Origin of the sequence: Rhizobium sp. C104 (genome assembly GCF_022354505.1) — a bacterium.
Lineage (GTDB): Bacteria > Pseudomonadota > Alphaproteobacteria > Rhizobiales > Rhizobiaceae > Rhizobium > Rhizobium redzepovicii.
On the sequence record NZ_CP092348.1, the window covers coordinates 2,237,972 to 2,255,280 of the forward strand.

The 17,309-nt window shown below is 63.7% G+C and carries 16 protein-coding genes; 2 read left to right on the forward strand and 14 right to left on the reverse strand.

All coding sequences use genetic code 11. The annotated features are described in order from the left end of the window. Nucleotides 1–18 precede the first annotated feature (18 nt). The 12 genes from MF410_RS12225 to MF410_RS12280 all read right to left on the reverse strand — a co-directional run bounded on the left by MF410_RS12225 (nucleotide 19) and on the right by MF410_RS12280 (nucleotide 14,166). The gene (locus tag MF410_RS12225; protein WP_097629463.1) at nucleotides 19–2,976 is read right to left on the reverse strand and encodes a bifunctional [glutamine synthetase] adenylyltransferase/[glutamine synthetase]-adenylyl-L-tyrosine phosphorylase; all 2,958 of its coding nucleotides are present in this window, start codon (nucleotides 2,974–2,976) and stop codon (nucleotides 19–21) included. 135 nt (nucleotides 2,977–3,111) lie between these two features. Beyond that, the gene (locus tag MF410_RS12230; protein ID WP_097629462.1) at nucleotides 3,112–4,524 is read right to left on the reverse strand and encodes an ATP-binding protein; all 1,413 of its coding nucleotides are present in this window, start codon (nucleotides 4,522–4,524) and stop codon (nucleotides 3,112–3,114) included. Further along, entirely contained in the window at nucleotides 4,521–5,267 is a 747-nt protein-coding gene (locus MF410_RS12235; RefSeq protein ID WP_049735283.1) for a response regulator transcription factor, read from the reverse strand. The genes MF410_RS12230 and MF410_RS12235 overlap by 4 nt, the downstream gene beginning before the upstream one ends. A gap of 75 nt (nucleotides 5,268–5,342) precedes the next feature. Next, a complete protein-coding gene (locus MF410_RS12240; protein WP_097629461.1) occupies nucleotides 5,343–6,932 on the reverse strand; it encodes a Do family serine endopeptidase in 1,590 nt (529 codons plus the stop codon). A 165-nt stretch (nucleotides 6,933–7,097) separates the two neighbouring features. Continuing rightward, nucleotides 7,098–7,553, reverse strand: a complete 456-nt coding sequence (locus MF410_RS12245) for a cytochrome c-type biogenesis protein (RefSeq protein WP_222134758.1) — start codon at nucleotides 7,551–7,553, stop codon at nucleotides 7,098–7,100. Further along, entirely contained in the window at nucleotides 7,550–9,547 is a 1,998-nt protein-coding gene (locus MF410_RS12250; RefSeq protein WP_183782584.1) for a heme lyase CcmF/NrfE family subunit, read from the reverse strand. The genes MF410_RS12245 and MF410_RS12250 overlap by 4 nt, the downstream gene beginning before the upstream one ends. Beyond that, nucleotides 9,544–10,011 (reverse strand): cytochrome c maturation protein CcmE, encoded by a 468-nt coding sequence (ccmE, locus tag MF410_RS12255; RefSeq protein WP_239620400.1) that lies wholly within the window; start codon nucleotides 10,009–10,011, stop codon nucleotides 9,544–9,546. Before ccmE ends, MF410_RS12250 begins: the two co-directional genes overlap by 4 nt. Beyond that, nucleotides 10,008–11,165, reverse strand: coding sequence for a c-type cytochrome biogenesis protein CcmI (ccmI, locus tag MF410_RS12260; RefSeq protein WP_131711498.1), 1,158 nt, complete (start codon nucleotides 11,163–11,165; stop codon nucleotides 10,008–10,010). Before ccmI ends, ccmE begins: the two co-directional genes overlap by 4 nt. Nucleotides 11,166–11,255: 90 nt before the next feature. Continuing rightward, nucleotides 11,256–11,681, reverse strand: a complete 426-nt coding sequence (locus tag MF410_RS12265; protein WP_097627748.1) for a hypothetical protein — start codon at nucleotides 11,679–11,681, stop codon at nucleotides 11,256–11,258. Between the two features lie 118 nt (nucleotides 11,682–11,799). Beyond that, entirely contained in the window at nucleotides 11,800–13,203 is a 1,404-nt protein-coding gene (locus MF410_RS12270) for a HAMP domain-containing sensor histidine kinase (protein WP_097627747.1), read from the reverse strand. Beyond that, nucleotides 13,193–13,864: a response regulator transcription factor gene (locus MF410_RS12275; RefSeq protein WP_003569356.1), complete on the reverse strand. Its 672-nt coding sequence runs from the start codon at nucleotides 13,862–13,864 to the stop codon at nucleotides 13,193–13,195. Before MF410_RS12275 ends, MF410_RS12270 begins: the two co-directional genes overlap by 11 nt. A gap of 53 nt (nucleotides 13,865–13,917) precedes the next feature. Continuing rightward, nucleotides 13,918–14,166: a hypothetical protein gene (locus tag MF410_RS12280; protein WP_003587696.1), complete on the reverse strand. Its 249-nt coding sequence runs from the start codon at nucleotides 14,164–14,166 to the stop codon at nucleotides 13,918–13,920. A gap of 318 nt (nucleotides 14,167–14,484) precedes the next feature. Here MF410_RS12280 and MF410_RS12285 point away from each other — a divergent pair, with 318 nt between their 5' ends. Beyond that, complete coding sequence (locus MF410_RS12285) at nucleotides 14,485–15,708, forward strand: MFS transporter (RefSeq protein WP_097627745.1); 1,224 nt, start codon at nucleotides 14,485–14,487, stop codon at nucleotides 15,706–15,708. Between the two features lie 286 nt (nucleotides 15,709–15,994). Here MF410_RS12285 and MF410_RS12290 read toward each other — a convergent pair whose 3' ends face one another. Then, nucleotides 15,995–16,300, reverse strand: a complete 306-nt coding sequence (locus MF410_RS12290; RefSeq protein WP_097627741.1) for a Dabb family protein — start codon at nucleotides 16,298–16,300, stop codon at nucleotides 15,995–15,997. A 19-nt stretch (nucleotides 16,301–16,319) separates the two neighbouring features. Next, complete coding sequence (locus tag MF410_RS12295) at nucleotides 16,320–17,006, reverse strand: hypothetical protein (protein ID WP_097627739.1); 687 nt, start codon at nucleotides 17,004–17,006, stop codon at nucleotides 16,320–16,322. 157 nt (nucleotides 17,007–17,163) lie between these two features. Between MF410_RS12295 and MF410_RS36615 the strand changes: the two genes are divergently transcribed. Continuing rightward, complete coding sequence (locus tag MF410_RS36615) at nucleotides 17,164–17,295, forward strand: hypothetical protein (protein WP_003587702.1); 132 nt, start codon at nucleotides 17,164–17,166, stop codon at nucleotides 17,293–17,295. The last annotated feature ends 14 nt before the right edge of the window (nucleotides 17,296–17,309 follow it).

Here is a 17,309-nt window from a genome sequence, read left to right on the forward strand (position 1 = left end):
GCGGCGTCGCCGATGCATTCAAGCCTTCACGACAGTCAGGAAGATCTTCCTGACCGCCTTCGAAAGCCGCTTCACTTCACCTTCCAGCGTCCTGATATCAGGGCAGTCGCCGGCGCGGCAGACCAATTCGACGAGACCGGCGGGCGCGTCGTTCGGATCGAACAGGCCGTCGATGCAGAGGCGGATCAGCTGCGACAGGCTGGTATAAAGGGCAAAAGCCTCAAGGCATGTGTCGAGATCGGCCGTCGCCATCAGCCTATCGCCAATCACCTTCAGCGCCTCGCCGGTGCTCAGCCCGTTGACGGCAGTGCCGACGCCTTTGGTGGGGGCGATCAGCGCCAGGTACTGGGCAATGAATTCGAGGTCGATGACGCCGCCGGAGATCAGCTTCAGGTCCCAGGGGGTGGATGGCGGCTTTTCCGTGTCGATCAGCGCGCGCATCTCGGCGACGTCATGCGCCACCTTGGCAATGTCGCGATCTGACGTCAGCACCTCGCGGATGATATGCTCCGCCTCGGCGATCAGGCTGTCATCGCCTGAAATCAGCCGGGCGCGGCTCAGCGCCATGTGCTCCCAGGTCCAGGCCTCCTCGCGCTGATATTTGCCGAAGGCATTGATGCGGGTGGCGACCGGTCCCTTGTTGCCGGAAGGGCGCAGCCGCATGTCGACCTCATAGAGCACGCCTTCGGCGGTCGGCGCCGACAGGGCGGCGATCAGCCTTTGGGTGATGCGGGTGAAGTAACGCGTCGCGTCGAGCGGCTTTGCCCCATCGGATTCGGAGGCAGCATCGTCATAGTCATAGAGCAGGATCAGGTCGATGTCGGAGCCCGCCGTCAGCTCGAAGCTGCCGAGCTTGCCCATGCCGGCAACGGCGATGCGTCCGCCGGGATAGTCACCATGTGCCCCCCGCATCTCACTCACCACGGCATTGAGCGCGGCTGATATGATGAGGTCGGCGAGATGGGTGAAGGCGCGGGCGGCCATGTCGCCGTTGATCGCGCCGGTCAGCAGGCGTATGCCGATGAGGAAGCGCTGTTCGGCCGCGAAGATGCGCAGCCGGTCGAGCACCTCCTCATAGTGGCGGGCCTGGGCAAGCGAGCCCTTCAGCCGCTCGCCGAGATAATCGCGGGTCGGCAGTTCGGCCATCAGGCCGGGATCGAGCATGCCGTCGAAGACATGCGGCCTGGCGGCAATCACCTCGGCAAGGCGGGGTGCCGAGGACATGATGTTGACGATCAGCGACAGGAGCGCCGGATTGCTGCCGAGCAGCGAGAACAGCTGGATGCCGGAGGGAAGGCCGGAGATGAAGCTGTCGAAGCGCAGCAGCGCTTCGTCGGCGCGCTTGCTTTCGCCGAAGACCCGCAAAAGCTCCGGTGCCAGCTCCGTCAACCTTTCGCGCGCCTCGACCGATTGCGTCGCGCGGTAGCGGCCGTAGTGCCAGGTGCGGATGATGCGCGAGATGTCGGAGGGCCGGGTGAAGCCGAGCTTCTTCAGCGTCTCCAGCGTATCGGGATCGTCGCCCTGGCCGGTGAAGACGAGGTTTCCGGTGCCGGTGGAAAGTTTGCTTTCCTGTTCGAACAAATGCGCATAACGCCGCTCGACCGTCTTCAGCACGCCGACCAGCCGTTCGGCAAAGCTCGGCGTATCGGTAAAGCCCATCATGAAAGCGATGCGCTTCAGGTCGCCATCGGTTTCCGGCAGCAGGTGGGTCTGCTCGTCGCGCACCATCTGGATGCGATGTTCGACATCGCGCAGGAACCAGTAGGCCTCCGTCAGTTCGTCCCGCGTCTCGGCATCGATCCATTTCGCCTTGGTGAGTTCACCGAGCGTTTCTTCCGTCGCCCGGCCGCGCAAGGCCGGCATGCGGCCGCCGGCGATCAGTTGCTGGGTCTGGACGAAGAATTCGATCTCGCGGATACCGCCGCGGCCAAGCTTGACGTTGTGGCCTTTGACGGCAATGGCGCCGTGGCCCTTATGCGCGTGGATCTGCCGCTTGATCGAATGGATATCGGCGATCGCCGCATAATCGAGATATTTGCGGAAGACGAAAGGGGAAAGCCCGCGCAGGAAATCGCTGCCCGCCGCAAGGTCGCCGGCGACGGCGCGCGCCTTGATGAAGGCTGCCCGCTCCCAGTTCTGACCCCTGCCCTCATAATAGATCATCGCCGCCTCGACCGGGATCGCCAGCGGCGTCGAGCCGGGGTCGGGGCGCAATCTGAGATCGGTGCGGAAGACGTAGCCGTCCGCCGTGCGCTCCTGCAGGATGCGCACCAGCCGGCGCATCATCCGGGGGAACACCTCGATCGCGTCATCGGGATCGGGCACGATGCCGGCCTCTTCATCGAAGAAGACGACCAAATCGATATCGGAGGAATAGTTGAGCTCGCAGGCGCCAAGTTTGCCCATGCCGAGCACGATCAGCCCGGAGCCGTCGCTCGGGGCCGCCGGATTGCGCAGCCTGAGCTTTCCGCCCTCATGGGCCGCCAGCAGCAGATGGTCGATCGCGGCGGCGACCGACGCTTCGGCCAGCTCGCTCAGCCAGGCCGTCGTCGCCCGCCCGTCGAAAATGCGCGAGAGATCGGCGAGCGCGACGAGGAAAGCGACCTTGCGCTTGATGATGCGCAGCCTGGTCATCACCACGGATTCGGCGGGTGCTGCCCCCTCGCCGTCCGGCCGCCAGCAACCGCGCGCTTCGGCGACTAGCGCCTCGATCTGGGGCTCCAGCGGTTGCGCGATGGCGCCGGCAAGGATGGCGGGATCGAGATTGGCGATTTCGCGCAGATAAGGCGACAGCGTCAGCGCCGCGGCAATAAAATCGCGTAGCGGGCCTTCCGTCTTCAGCATCGCAGCCACCGACGGCTGGCTTTTGCCAGCCTCCTGGAGGTCGGCCAGCGCCAGCTTCAGCTCCGTCTGGCTCAGCGGACGCAGCAGCCCTTCGGCCACGTCCTTCAGGCCATGCGTCGATTTCGTCAGCATGCGCTCTCCCTGGCTTTAGGCGAAAGGAGCGACCACGTCGAATCGCGAACTGTCTCCTTCGGTCGGGATTAAACTAGGGTCTTGGCACCAAACCGCCAATACGCGATTCAGCCTATCGGACTTCGGCGGAAAAGATCACGCGGCCTTGGCCGGGAAGATCATGCTGACGGTCAAGCCGCGCTGTTCGGGCTTGTCGGGATCGGTGTCCGAAAGTTCCAGGCGGCCGTTGTGCAGCTCCATGACGGCTTCTACCAGCGAAAGGCCGAGCCCCGTGCCGGGCTTCGAACGACTTTCGTCGAGACGGACGAAGCGCTTCACCACATCGTCGCGCCGTTCGGCCGGAACGCCCGGACCGTGGTCGGCCACCGAAAGACAGATGCCGTCCGGGCGGCGGGCAAGCTTCAGCGACACCGTGCCAGCGCCTTCGGTATCGGAGGAATATTTGATGGCATTGTCGAGCAGGTTGAAAATCGCCTGGCCGATCAGTTCGCGATTGCCCTGGACCTCGACGCCTGGCTCGACGCTGGCGCTGAGGCCGAGCCCAGCTTCCTCGGCCGCCGGCTCGTAAAGCTCGGCGCTGTCGGAGACGATCGCGGAAAGCTCCACCGTTGACATCTCCGCCGCCACCGACCCGGCCTCGACGCGGGAGATCATCAGCAGCGCGTTGAAGGTGCGGATCAGCTGGTCCGATTCGGAAATAATGCCTTCGAGCGCTGTCCGCCGCGCCTCGCCATCGGCCATATCGACCGCATCGGCCGCCTTGTTGCGCAGCCGCGTCAGCGGCGTCTTGAGATCGTGGGCGATATTGTCGGAGACCTGCCGCAGGCCCTCGTTCAGCTTTTCGATGCGCTCCAGCATGGTGTTCAAAGACATGGACAGCCGGTCGAATTCATCGCCGGAGCCGCCGACCGGCAGGCGCTGCGACAGGTCGCCGGCCATGATCTTCTTGCTCGCATCCGACATGCGGTCGATGCGTTTCAGCGCATTGCGGCCGATGGCGAACCAGATGATGATCGCGCCGAGCCCCATGATCGCCAGCGCCACCATCAATGCCTGACGCACCAGGAGGCGGAAACGTTCGGGATCGCCGAGGTCCCGGCCGATCAGGATCCGCAAGCCGTTGTCGAGAACGAAGATATTGGCGATCGCCCGATGACGGCGCTCGACACCGCCGCCGTCGGTATAACGTTGATAGGCGAAGGGCGCGGAGGTCCAGCCGACCTCCTCGAAGACGCCCGGCTGCACAGAGGCGACGTTACCTGCGAGAATATCGCCCGAGGGGCCGGCGATGATATAAAGATTGGCGCCCGGCTGGCGGGCACGCCGCTCCATCGTGCGCAACAAAAGGTTCATGCCGCCGGTGTCATAGGCGCGCTGCACCTGCTCTACCTCCTGCTTGACGGCGTCGCGGATCTGGCCGGTCAGCAGCCGTTCCGACATCGCCGTCACATAGAAGACGAGGGTCGCGGCGCAGATGGCGAAAAGCAGGATATAGAGTGCCGAAAGGCGGACTGCAGTGGACTTGAAGAGAACCCTGAAGCGGCTCATCCCTCATCCTTGATCATGTACCCCGCGCCCCGAATGGTCTTCAGGAGCGGCTGGCTGTAGTCCTTCTCGATCTTCGAGCGCAGCCGCGAGACGTGGACGTCAATGACATTGGTCTGCGGATCGAAGTGATAGTCCCAGACATTTTCGAGCAGCATGGTGCGGGTCACTACCTGGCCGGCATTCTTCATCAGATATTCGAGCAGGCGGAATTCGCGCGGCTGCAGCGGGATTTCCTTGCCGCCGCGGCGCACCTCGTGGGAGAGTCGATCGAGTTCGAGATCGCCGACGCGATAGACGACGTCCTGATCCGGCGTGCCCTTGCGGCGGCCGAGTACCTCGACGCGCGCCAGCAATTCGCTGAAGGCATAAGGCTTCGGCAGGTAGTCGTCGCCGCCGGCGCGAAGGCCGGTGACGCGGTCATCGACCTGGCCGAGGGCGGAAAGAATGAGAACCGGGGTATGAATCGCCTTGCGGCGCAGCTCGCTGATGACGGAGAGACCGTCCCGGCGCGGCAGCATGCGATCGATGACGATGACGTCGTAGGTGTTTTCCGACCCCATGAACAGGCCGGCCTCGCCGTCGCTGGCGTGATCGGCAACGATACCCGCCTCGCGAAAGGCTTTCGTGAGGTAGACCGCGGCTTCGAGATCATCTTCGATGATGAGAATCTTCATGCGGCCGACATTACCCACCGGCTGCGTTTCGGCAAGGCTCAAAGCATCTTCCTGCGGCGCGGCGCTCATCGCGATCATCCTTCAAAGGTCAGAAGAATCAAGCCGCGCGGATTTTCATCCGCACGGCTCCTGTTTCTTAAAGGATCAGCCCCGGCCGTTGATCGGAAGCGCGACGAAACGGCTTCCTTCGCTGGACTGGATCTGGAACAGCGCGCGGGTGCGGCCGTCCTTCTTGGCCTGGTTCAGCACCTTGACGACATCGGCGGGGCTGGAGACTTCCTGGTTGTTGACCGAGGTGATCTTCTCGCCTTCCTTGATGCCCTTGTCCGCGGCGTCGGAGTCCGGATCGATGCCGGTGATCGCCAGGCCCTTGCCGTCGTCGGAGGGACCGACCGTCAGGCCGAGGTCGGCGAGCGCCTTTTCGGACGCCGGCGCTTCGGGCTGCTGCGGCTGGCTGTTGTCATCGGCGTTCGCATCCTTCTGGTCGGCCGGCAGCGTGCCGAGTTCGACGGTCAGAGGCTGGGCCTTGCCGGCGCGCCAGACCGAAAGCTCGACCTTGCTGCCCGGCTGCATCGCGCCGATGCGGCGGCTGAGATCACGCGCATCCTTGATCGTTTCACCGTTCAGCGCCGTGACGACGTCGCCGGCCTTCATGCCGGCCTTGTCACCGGGAGAGCCCGCCTGCGGGGCGACGACAAGGGCGCCGCTCGGCTCGGACAGACCGATAGATTCGGCGATATCCTTGGTCACCGGCTGGATCTGGACACCCAGCCAGCCGCGAGACACCTGGCCATCCTTCATCAGGTCGGCGACGACATCCCTGGCGGTCGAGGCGGGAATGGCGAAGGCGATGCCGACGCTGCCGCCCGACGGCGAAAAGATCGCGGTGTTGATGCCGACGACTTCGCCGCTGAGGTTGAAGGTCGGGCCACCGGAGTTGCCGCGGTTCACGGCCGCGTCCACCTGCAGGTAATCGTCATATGGACCGGAACCGATATCGCGACCGCGGGCCGAAACGATGCCCGCCGTGACCGTGCCGCCGAGACCGAAGGGGTTGCCGACCGCGACGACCCAATCGCCGACGCGGACATTGTTGTCGTCGGCCCAGTTGACATAGGTGAACTTCTTGCCCTTGCCGTCGACCTTGAGCACGGCGAGATCGGTGCGCGGATCCTTGCCGATCAGCTTGGCATCGAGTTCGGTGCCATCATTCATGACGGCGACGAAGGCCTGGCCATCGGACACCACGTGGTTGTTGGTGACGATGTAGCCGTCCTCGGAAATGAAGAAGCCCGAGCCTTGAGCGACCGGACGCAGCCGGCCCTTGCCGCCCGGGCCATTCGGGCCGCCCGGACCGTTCTGGCCAAAGCGCCGCTGATGGCCCTGCTGATCATTTGGGTCCTGGCCGCCGAACTGCTTGAAGAAGCGCTTCAGCGGATGATCATCGGGAAGATCATCGAAGCCGCGGCCGTTGAAATCGAAGGACAGGCCATCATTGTCAGAGACGGGATTGACGCGGTTTTCGACACGAACGGAAACGACGGCCGGCGAAACGGCGTCGACAACATTGGCGAAGCTCGGCACGGCAGGCGCCTGAACCTTGACGGCTTCGGCATAAGACCGGGTGATTTCGAGCGGAACGCCGGTTGCGAGCACAGCGGCTGCGATACCGGCGACGGTAGAAGCCTTGAGCACGGTGGCGAGGGACGGACGTCCGTTGAAATTCTTGAGCATTGGAGCACCTTCTCTTGTTCTTAAATCTTCAGCCCGGCAGCGCCGGATCAGTCGATGCATCAAGATATAGGATGGCGCACCTTACTGCGAACTGTCCGGCCAATGAAAAATTGGTAATGTGTGAAAATGTTTGGTCGCGGGCTGGCGATTGCCGCCGGCGGACCGCTACTTTTCCAGGAGCTCGTTCAACTTCGACTGCTCATCCGCGGTCAATTTACTTCCTGTCGGCTTGCCTGACCGCCTGCGGGCAAAGACCAGCAGTGACAGTCCGCCGGCGAGCACGAGCAGCGCCGGGGCGCCCCACAGCAGGCCGGTCTTCATGCTGAACCGCGGCTTCAGCAGCACGAATTCGCCGTAGCGCGAGACGATATAGTTCAGCACCGCCTCGTCGCTGTCGCCGTCGGTGATGCGCTCGCGCACCAGCAGGCGCAGATCCTTGGCGAGATCGGCATTGGAATCGTCGATCGACTGGTTCTGGCAGACCATGCAGCGCAGTTCCGCCGAAAGGGCGCGAGCGCGCGCTTCCAGTGCCGGGTCGGCCAGCACCTCGTCAGGATTGACGGCGAAGGCCGGCGCGGCCAACAGCATCAAGACGAAAGCCAGGAGGAGACGCCGCATCATTCCGCCGGCTCCATTGCAGGCTCTACAGGCTTTGCCGCCTTCGCCTTCCTGCGCGGGGCGCCGACGCGCAGGCGGCGGTCGCTGAGGGAGACGAGGCCGCCGACAGCCATGACAAGCGCTCCGCCCCAGATGCAGAGGATGAACGGCTTCCACCAGATGCGCACGACGATGCCGCCGTCCTTGGTGGCGTCGCCCAATGAGACGTAGAGCTGGCTGAGGCCGAAGGTCAGGATGCCCGCCTCCGTCGTCGGCATCTGGCGGGCGGTGTAGAGGCGCTTGGCCGACCAGGTATCGGCGACCGCGACACCGGCGCGGCGGATGGTGAAGTGGCCGCGCTCCTCGGTATAGTTCGGCCCGGTCGCCGGCTGCATGCCGTCGAAATGCAGGCTGTAGCCGCCGGCGTCAGTGGTTTCGCCGGGCTTCATCTCGATGACGTATTCGGTCTGGAAGGTCGTCACCGCGACGATGCCGAGCACGCTGATGCCGAGCCCGGCATGGGCAAGAGCGGTGCCGAAGGCCGAACGCGACAGGCCGCTCAGACGCCGCCAGGCGACGTTGCCCGCAACCTTGCCGATGCCGGCACGATACCAGAGATCGGCAACCGCGCCGAAGACCAGGAACAGCCCGGCCGCCAGCCCGAGCACGGACAGCACTGGCCCGCCATGCTGGAGATAGAAGAAGATCAGCGCAGCGGCGAAGGCGATGCCGGCGACGACATAGAGCCGCTGCAGGGCGCCGAGCAGATCGCCGCGCTTCCAGGCGAGCAGCGGCCCGAAGGGGACGATGACGATCAGCGGCGCCATCAAGAGGCCGAAGGTCAGGTTGAAGAAGGGCGGCCCGACGGAAATCTTGTCGCCGGTCAGCGTTTCCAGCAGCAGCGGATAGAGCGTGCCGGTCAAGACCGTGCCGCAGGCGACCGTCAGGATCAGATTGTTGACGACGAGCGCGCCCTCGCGCGAAATCGGCGCAAACAGCCCGCCGGCCGCAAGCTTCGGCGCCCGGAAGGCAAACAGCGACAGCGCACCGCCGATGAAGATCAGCAGGATGCAGAGAATGAAGACGCCGCGGGAGGGATCGCTGGCAAAGGCATGCACCGAGGTCAGCACGCCGGAGCGCACCAGGAAGGTGCCCATCAGCGACAGCGAGAAGGTGAGGATGGCCAGCAGCACCGTCCAGATCTTCAGCGCCTCGCGCTTTTCCATGACGAGGGCCGAATGCAACAGCGCGGTGCCGGCAAGCCAGGGCATGAAGGAGGCGTTTTCCACCGGATCCCAGAACCACCAGCCGCCCCAGCCGAGCTCGTAATAGGCCCAGTAGGAACCCATGGCGATGCCCAGCGTCAGAAAGGTCCAGGCGGCAAGCGTCCAGGGCCGCACCCAGCGGGCCCAGGCGGCGTCGATGCGGCCTTCGAGGAGGGCGGCGACCGCAAAGGAGAAGCAGACGGAAAAGCCGACATAGCCGAGATAGAGCAGCGGCGGGTGGATCGCCAGGCCGACATCCTGCAGGACCGGATTGAGATCGCGGCCCTCGGCCGGCGCCGGATCGAGCCGCAGGAAGGGATTGGAGGTCAACAGGATGAACAGCGTGAAGGCGACCGAAATCCAGGCCTGTACGGCCAGCACATTGGCCTTCAGCGTCTCCGGCAGATTGCGTCCGAAGACGGCGACCAGCGCGCTGAACAGCGTCAGGATCAACAGCCAGAGCATCATCGATCCCTCGTGATTGCCCCAGACGCCGGAATATTTGTAGATCAGCGGCACCAGCGAATGCGAATTCTCCCAGACGTTCTCGACCGAGAAGTCGGAGACGACATGGGCATAGGTCAAGACGCCGAAGGAGAAGACGACGAGCGCAAACATCGCCAGCGAACCGATGGTCGCGACATCCATCATCGCCCGGTCATGGCGGCGGGCGCCGATGACCGGCACGACGGAGAGGATGAGCGCCGTTGCCAGCGCCAGCACCAGCGCGTAATGGCCGATCTCGATGATCATTGCGTCGCTTTCGCCTCCTGGCCCTGACCCTCTTTCCACAGCCCCTGCTGCTTCAGCCTGTCGGCCACGTCCTTCGGCATATAGGTCTCGTCATGCTTGGCAAGCACGGTATCGGCGGTAAAGACGTTGGTCCCGGGTGCAAACATGCCTTCGGTGACCACCCCCTGCCCCTCGCGGAAAAGATCCGGCAGGATGCCGGTATATTTGACCTTCACGACATTGGCGCTGCCGTCGGTGACGGAAAATTCCACGGTCGAGCCGGCGCCGCGCACGACGCTGCCCTCGCCAACCAGGCCGCCGAGCCGGATGCGGGTTTCCGGCGCCACCGGGGTCTTGGCCAGATCGGCCGGCATGTAGAAATAGGCGACCGACTGGCTGAAGGCGAACATGACCAGCAGCACGGCGGCGGCAATGAAGCCCATGCCGCCTGCGATCACCGCCAGGCGCTTCTGCTTGCGGGTCATTCAGCCAATCCTTCCGTTGATATGCCGAGTTCCCTGGCCAGCGCCAGCAATTGGCTGCCTTGTTCGCCGGGCAGCGGAAAGGCGGCAAGCCCGCGCTTCAGCGCATCGGCGGCACGATCCTTATCGTTCAACACGGCATAGGAGCGGACGAGCCGCACCCATCCCTCGAAATTGTTCGGATCGGCGCTGAGCTTGGCGTCGAGGCTCGCGACCATGCCGCGGATCATCTGCTGACGGTCGCCGGCATTCATGTTTTCGGCCGCCGCCACATCCTGCTGCGTGGGATTGCCGGGGGCAGCCTGATTGGCGCCCGGGGGAGCCTGATCGGCGCCTCCCGGCGCACTGCCATTCATGGCGATATGCTGGTTGACCAGCGGCAGCCAGGGCGCATCGGCCGGAGATTGTTTCGCCAGCGCTTCGAAGGCCTGGCGCGCCTCGTCGCGTCGTCCTGCCTGCTCCATGCTGAGGGCGACGTAGAAGCGAGCGCGCGGATTGTCGGGTTCCAGCGTCAGCGACTGTTCCAGCACCTGCCGCGTCTCCTCCGTCACCACGCCGTCGGAGACCGCCATCAGCGTTTCGGCAAGGCCGTCGAGCCGAGCCGGGCTTGGGCCGAGCAGCCGGATGGCATTGCGGTAGGCCAGTTGCGCGTCGTTCACCCGCATGGTGCGCAGATAGATCGGCGCCAGCACGTCCCAGCCCTTGCCGTCATCGGGGCTCTCGGCCAGGTGCCGTTCCGCCTTGACGATCAGCACCGCCATGTCGTTGCCGGGATTTTCCAGCCGCGCTTCCAGCGGCTGCGAGGGCAGGTCCGGCCTGCCCGTCGTCAAGTAAAGACAGAGGCCGAGAAGCGGCAGCACCAGCAGCACGAAGGCCTCAGTGAAACGGTGATGCCGTGCAGGTTTCGGCGCCTCTTCCGGCCCGCCGGCGGAAACGGCGATCAGCCGACGGCCGATTTCGGCCCTGGCATAATCGGCTTCCTCAGGCGTGATCAGCCCGCCGTTGAGATCGCGGTCGAGTTCGCGCAGCTGGTCGCGATAGACCGCCGCCTCACCCGCACGGATATTCTCCGCCGCCTTCGCACCGCGCAGAAGGGGGTAGAGCAGGACGGCAGCGACGACTGCCGTCAGAACGGCAACGAGAATCCAGAACAGCATATCGGCCCAAATACGTGAAGCCGGCCGCCATTCCAACTGCCAAAGCCGGAATGACGAAGATTTGAGGCTATAAGCCGCAATTCACCTGATTTAGCCGAGCGGGGACCAGCTGCCATCCTCGTTGCGGCAGGCGGCACCCCGCACCACGGTGTCCTTGCCGTCGACGGTCAGTGTATGGGTATATTGCCGGCAGTTTTGCGAACCGACCTGATAGGGTGCGGCGGCGACCACCTTGCCGGTGACGTCCTTGCCGGTCCACAGCATCGGCTGCCCGACGGCAGCACCCTCCAGCGCCCGATATTCGGCCTCGAGTGCCCGCTGCTTGTCGCTATCACCAAGCGTCACGCCGCTGCGGCCGACAAGGCCGCCCTGCAGCGCGGTGAGGAAGGCGGCCGAGGCCGAGGGCTTGCTCGAAAAAATGCCGCGTGAAGCAGCACCCTTCGTCGTCGTGCAGCCGGTGAGGGCGACGGCGACGAGAAGAGCAGAAGCGATCATGCCTTGCGAGCGTAAAATCATTGCGTCGAACCACGATCAGGGGTCAATTTCAGCCGATCGAAGTGCAGCGTCCCCGTGTCAGCATTAAGGCAAAGCATGCTATACATTTGCCAGTATCTTTGTGACATCAAGCAGTTGCTCATGCAACATCCTTTGTGATGCCGGGCAGGATAAGCTTTGCCTTGAGCCCGCCCCATTCGCCGCGGGAAAGCTCGAGCCGTCCTTGATACTCACTTGATATCTCGGTGACGATCGACAGGCCAAGCCCGGTTCCGGGCTTGCTCTCATCGAGCCTGCGGCCGCGCTTCAGTGCCTCGCGGATCTGATCGGGCTCCAGGCCCGGCCCGTCATCCTCGACGGCGAGTTCCACCCAGTGGCGGCGGGCGCTTGCCTCGGCGCCCCTGACGTCCTCGCCGGCCTCGACGGCGGAAAGCCGGACCTTGCTCTTGGCAAAACGGGCCGCATTCTCCAGGAGGTTGCCGACGGTCTCCTCGAGATCCTGCTGCTCCATGGCGACGGCCAGATGCGGTGGCGAGACGACGAGATCGAATTCGGTATCGACGTTCAGCCGGCGCATGACGCGCACCAGCCGCTCCAGCGCCGGCTCGGCATCGGTGCGGGCGAGCACGGATTCGCGCTGCGCGGCGATGCGGGCCCGGTTGAGATAGGACTGCACCTGGCCCTGCATCGATTCCGCCTGGCTGCGCACCAGTTCGCCGTGGGATTTTTCGAGCACGCGCGCCTCATTGAGGAGAACGGCGATCGGCGTCTTCAGCGAATGGGCGAGATTGCCGACCTGCATGCGGGCCCGCTCGACGATGCGGCGGTTGCTGTCGATCAGCGCGTTGACCTCATTGGCAAGCGGCAGAATCTCGCGCGGGAAGTCGCCCTTCAGCTGCTCGCTCTCGCCGGCGCGGATGCGCTCCAAGGCGGCACGCGCCTTGTCGAGCGGCTTCAGGCCATAGAGAATCGCCAGCGCATTGACGATCAGGCTGCCGACGCCGAAGCCGGCAAGCGCCAGATAGAGACTGTGGGAAAAGGTACGCACGTCGTCCTCGACGACATCGACATTGCCGGTGACGCGGACGCGCGCCGCGCGCCCGTCGGTGTCGAGCACGACTTCGGTTTCGGCCACCTGCACGCGGTTCCCGGAGGCATCCGTCACCTGGTAGTAGCGTTCGTAATTCTTGTCGAAGGGCGCCTCGACGACCGAGGGCACCGGAATGAGCGCCGAGCCGAGCGAGGGCGACACCAGCGGCGCTGTCGTATAGGTGCCGAGCGGCTCCACCACCCAATACCAACCGGTCTTCGGCTGGGCAAAACGCAGGTCGCCGAGCTGCGGGCTGCCGCTGAGCGCGCCCTGATCGCCTATCGTCACCGAGTTGATGACGTTATAGAGCTGCGCCCGCAAGAGATCCTGGAAACCGCGCTCGGCGCTCTTGCGGTAAAGCGTGGAGATCAACAGGCCGATCACGACAAGCGCCACCGTCGACCAGACCGTGGTCAGCAGCAAGACACGTGCAGTGAGCGACTTAATTCGCATGTTTCGGCGCTTGAATGCGGTAACCGAGACCGCGCACCGTTTCGATCAGATCGACGCCCATCTTCTTGCGCAAACGGCCGACAAAGACCTCGATCGTGTTGGAATCGCGGTCGAAATCCTGGTCGTACATGTGCTCGACCAGTTCGGTGCGCGAGACGACCTCGCCCATGTGGTGCATGAGATAGGCAAGCAGGCGGTATTCGTGCGAGGTCAGCTTCAGCGTGGTACCGTTGACCGTCGCCTTCGAGGATTTTGTATCGAGCCGCACCGGGCCGCAGATGATCTCGGAAGAGGAATGCCCGGCCGCACGCCGGATCAGCGCCCGAATGCGCGCCAGCACTTCCTCGACATGGAAGGGTTTGGTGACGTAGTCGTCGGCGCCTGCGTCGATGCCGGCGACCTTGTCGCTCCAGCGGTCGCGCGCCGTCAGAATCAGCACCGGCACGCCGCGGCCGGCGCCGCGCCATTTTTCAAGAACGGTCACTCCATCCAACTCCGGCAGGCCGATATCGAGAATGATGGCGTCATAAGGTTCGGTATCGCCGAGGAAATGGCCTTCCTCGCCGTCGAACGCCTGGTCGACGACATAGCCCGCCTCCTTCAGCGTGTCGGCCAGCTGCCGGTTCAGATTGACGTCGTCTTCGACTACCAGAATACGCATCGGTCCGCCTTCGTCCGCTTCAAATCGATCTGTCCTGAATAGACCGATTCCGCCTACATCGGAACCTTTACCGTCACCTTGCGTGGACGCTGTCCGTTGCCCGATACCAGAACGGTGATGATGCAGGTATCGCCCACCGGCTGCACGGAGAGAAGCTGGCCGCCCGTCTGCTCGACGACCTGGGCTGCCGCGGCGCTGCAATCGCCTGCTACGCTATGAACGAGGGTGCCCGCGCCATCCGGTGAAGGCGCCGATACCACCAATCCGGCGGCCAATGCTGCGACGCTCAGAGGAAAGGCCATGTGCTATGCTTTCAAGGTAATGCCAACGTGGCCCGAATATGTACTCACGCGACCTGAATGGCAAATGAATGCGCTGTAATGCAGGGCGTTTAGAACCATTCTCGACTGCTGGCGGCAGCGGCTGAAACCCGCCGCCGCGCCTGCGTTCGGCGGCCATCTTCGCGTGGGAAAAGTCTGCAGCGCTAGGCACGCACGGAGTGCCGAGCGCGGACGAATAGCTGGGCGCCGCGGACCGCCGGGATTGCGATCGCAGCTTTTGCCGACCGGTCGAAGCTGTTATGTCCTTGCTGTTTCCGCATTCAGGTCATTTCAGCACCAATGCCAAATTATTTCCGCTTCCGCTCGGCGCAGACGGTCACCGTGCTTGCCATCACCCAGGTGATCGGCTGGGGCACGACGTTCGATATGCTCGGGGTGATGGGCCGCATCGTGGCGCCCGCTCTCGGCCTGCCGAACGAGGTGGTGTTTGCCGGCCTGACGATCATGATGATGATCAGCGCTTTCGTTGGTCCCGCGACCGGACGCTGGCTCGCCCGCTATGGCGCCGCCCGTGTGCTTTCGGCCTCATCGCTCATCTTTGCGCTCGGCTTGCTTCTGCTTTCAGCCGCAAACGGCATCATGCTTTATGCCGCCGCCTGGGTCGTCATCGGCATCGGCGGCGCCTGCGGCCTTTCGGCACCGGCCTATACGGCCGTCGTCGAGCGCGAAGGGGCGAACGGCAAACGCGTCATTGCCATCCTCATGCTGTTCACCGGGCTGTCGAGCACCGTCTTCTGGCCGATCCTCAGCCTGCTGAACGAAACCGTGGGATGGCGCATCACCTTCCTCCTCTGTGCCGGCCTGCAATTCTTCGTCTGCCTGCCGCTGCATCTTTTCGCCCTGCCGAAACCGATCGTAACGCATATCGAAAGCGGCGCGGCAGACATTGGCCCGGTTGCGCTGTCGAAGGCGGCACGGCGCAAAGCCTTCCTGCTGATTGCGGCGGCGACGACGATCTCGACCTTCATCACCTTCGGCATCTCGCCATCGCTGCTCGAAATCTTCCGCCAGTCCGGCGTTTCGCCGGCCTTCGCGCTGCAGCTCGGCGCGGCACGCGGCGTGCTCGGCATCTCGGCGCGTTTCCTCGACATGCTGCTCGGCCGGCGCGGCAACCCCATGCTGAGCGCGGTCATGGGCATCGGCTTGATGATGGTCAGTTTCCCGATCATGCTGGTCGCCGGTTCGTCGACACCGCTGCTCGTCACCTTCGTTCTGCTCTACGGCTTCGGCGCCGGCGTCATGACCGTCGCCCGCGCGCTTCTGCCGCTGGCCTTGTTTTCACCTGCCGAATACGGCCTGCAATCGGCCCGGCTGTCGCTGCCGCAAAACCTCGCCAACGCCATCGCTCCAGTCATCTTCACCGCCATCCTCGACCGCGCCGGCGCCGGGCCGGCCCTCATCGCCTGCGCCGTTCTCGCGGCCTTGTCGCTGACCTTCGTGCTGATATTGATGGCGATGGTGCGCGGCGCCCACGCATCGCAGCCGAGCCCTGTCGTTTCATAAGAGCCCGGCCAGCCTGCGGCGTTCTCTGTCAGCCATTCTTAAGGTGCCTTGATTATCATCTATCCTTAGAAGGGCACGCGTTCGCTACGCGCGCCGCCACCAAGGCCGGAAGACGATCAATGAGCAGCCGTTTTTGGCGAATCTTTAAATCGCTTGCAGCTTCTTTTTCGAAGGTTGAGTCCGGCGGCTCAGAAGTTGAGTCAGCTTTCGCGCGATATCACCGCGGCAGATCACTTGTCCATTTGAAACTATGAAGAATGTGCTCGGCATCCCCAAGGCTTTAAGCTCACAGGGGCCGTTTCACTGCCGTGCGGCTGTCGTAGTCGGCGGCGATGCGCTTTTCACGAAGCGGCCGCACCCGCTCGATCGAGAGCTGATAATCCGGATGGGCCTTGTAAGCGGCAAGTGCTGCCTCGTCGTCAAATTCGCCGTAGACCACGAGGTCGATCTCGGTGCCCAGCTGATCGGTCTTCACATTGGTGCCGATTTCCAGGAGCCGCGCATGCGGAATGGCGGTCAGGATCGAAAGCCCGGCCCTCACCTCCTGCAAATGCTCCTCCTGCACTGTGAAGAAAACGATATGGCGGATCACGCGAAGCTCCTGTCAAGTTTCAGAGGGTCAGCCGCGCGATAACACGCGAGCCCCAGGCCTTCAACCGCGCGATCACGCCATGCGCAGCATTGGGACGCATCGCCGCATGGAAGGCCATGGCGTAACCCGCGAGCTTTTCCGCCCGGTCGGTGCCATTGACGATGCGCCGCGCGTTCACCCAGTCCTCGGTCGCCCCGTTCAGGTGATCGGCAAGCTTGTGGCCGGTAAAGCTGCCCTGCAGCATACCGTCGATCAGGATGGTCACCGCCGCATCCATCTCCATCGCCCGGTCGGGATCGGCAACGAGGTCGATACCCGTCAGCACGCTCATCGCCTCATAGTTCCGCTTGTGGGTGAGCTGCACCAGGCCGCGCCCGAGCCAGCTGCGGCCATCTTCATCGGGCCGCCAGTAGGGCGTCTTTACCCAGGAAAGCCGGCCTGCGGCAAAGGCCGTTTCCAGGATCTCGACGGCGCGGGCATCGCTTTGCGCCAGCGTCTCGCGAACCGGCTGCATCGTATAGGCGGTCTCATGATAGGCGGTGGCGAGGATATAGGCGAGCCACCGCCGGTCGGCATGCGGAAACCGCTCTTCCCAGGCGTCGAGAATCGCCGTGATGCCCACTACCTGAGGATGCGTCAGCTCTCCCTTGAAGAGTTCGCTCTTCACCGCATCGAAAAATAAACTTCGGTCCATGTGGACGACCATTCCGCGCTTCCCAGAAAACATCGTGGTTAAAACCGCCTTAATCGATTAAAATCCATTTAATCGTTTAAAGTCTTTAAGCCACTGATTTACACACCTTTTATCTTGTGCAATGCATCTTCTTGCCCTGAAGCCTTGCCGCGAATAGAGGAGACTTCCGATGCAGACGCCTGCCACTCCGCAAACCACCATTCCCCAGCACCTCGTAGACCAGATGGAAAACGAATGGCGCCAGATTCGCCTTGAACGGGAAAATCCGCGCCCGGCCCAGCAGCCTCAACAGCAACGCTGAGAGATACAGGCAAA

Bases quoted from the DNA above. Each gene is read 5' to 3' on its own strand.
- MF410_RS12225 (WP_097629463.1), bottom strand. From the start codon at position 2,976: ATGCTGACGAAATCGACGCATGGCCTGAAGGACGTGGCCGAAGGGCTG.
- MF410_RS12230 (WP_097629462.1), bottom strand. From the start codon at position 4,524: ATGAGCCGCTTCAGGGTTCTCTTCAAGTCCACTGCAGTCCGCCTTTCG.
- MF410_RS12235 (WP_049735283.1), bottom strand. From the start codon at position 5,267: ATGAGCGCCGCGCCGCAGGAAGATGCTTTGAGCCTTGCCGAAACGCAG.
- MF410_RS12240 (WP_097629461.1), bottom strand. From the start codon at position 6,932: ATGCTCAAGAATTTCAACGGACGTCCGTCCCTCGCCACCGTGCTCAAG.
- MF410_RS12245 (WP_222134758.1), bottom strand. From the start codon at position 7,553: ATGATGCGGCGTCTCCTCCTGGCTTTCGTCTTGATGCTGTTGGCCGCG.
- MF410_RS12250 (WP_183782584.1), bottom strand. From the start codon at position 9,547: ATGATCATCGAGATCGGCCATTACGCGCTGGTGCTGGCGCTGGCAACG.
- ccmE (WP_239620400.1), bottom strand. From the start codon at position 10,011: ATGACCCGCAAGCAGAAGCGCCTGGCGGTGATCGCAGGCGGCATGGGC.
- ccmI (WP_131711498.1), bottom strand. From the start codon at position 11,165: ATGCTGTTCTGGATTCTCGTTGCCGTTCTGACGGCAGTCGTCGCTGCC.
- MF410_RS12265 (WP_097627748.1), bottom strand. From the start codon at position 11,681: ATGATTTTACGCTCGCAAGGCATGATCGCTTCTGCTCTTCTCGTCGCC.
- MF410_RS12270 (WP_097627747.1), bottom strand. From the start codon at position 13,203: ATGCGAATTAAGTCGCTCACTGCACGTGTCTTGCTGCTGACCACGGTC.
- MF410_RS12275 (WP_003569356.1), bottom strand. From the start codon at position 13,864: ATGCGTATTCTGGTAGTCGAAGACGACGTCAATCTGAACCGGCAGCTG.
- MF410_RS12280 (WP_003587696.1), bottom strand. From the start codon at position 14,166: ATGGCCTTTCCTCTGAGCGTCGCAGCATTGGCCGCCGGATTGGTGGTA.
- MF410_RS12285 (WP_097627745.1), top strand. From the start codon at position 14,485: ATGCCAAATTATTTCCGCTTCCGCTCGGCGCAGACGGTCACCGTGCTT.
- MF410_RS12295 (WP_097627739.1), bottom strand. From the start codon at position 17,006: ATGGTCGTCCACATGGACCGAAGTTTATTTTTCGATGCGGTGAAGAGC.
- MF410_RS36615 (WP_003587702.1), top strand. From the start codon at position 17,164: ATGCAGACGCCTGCCACTCCGCAAACCACCATTCCCCAGCACCTCGTA.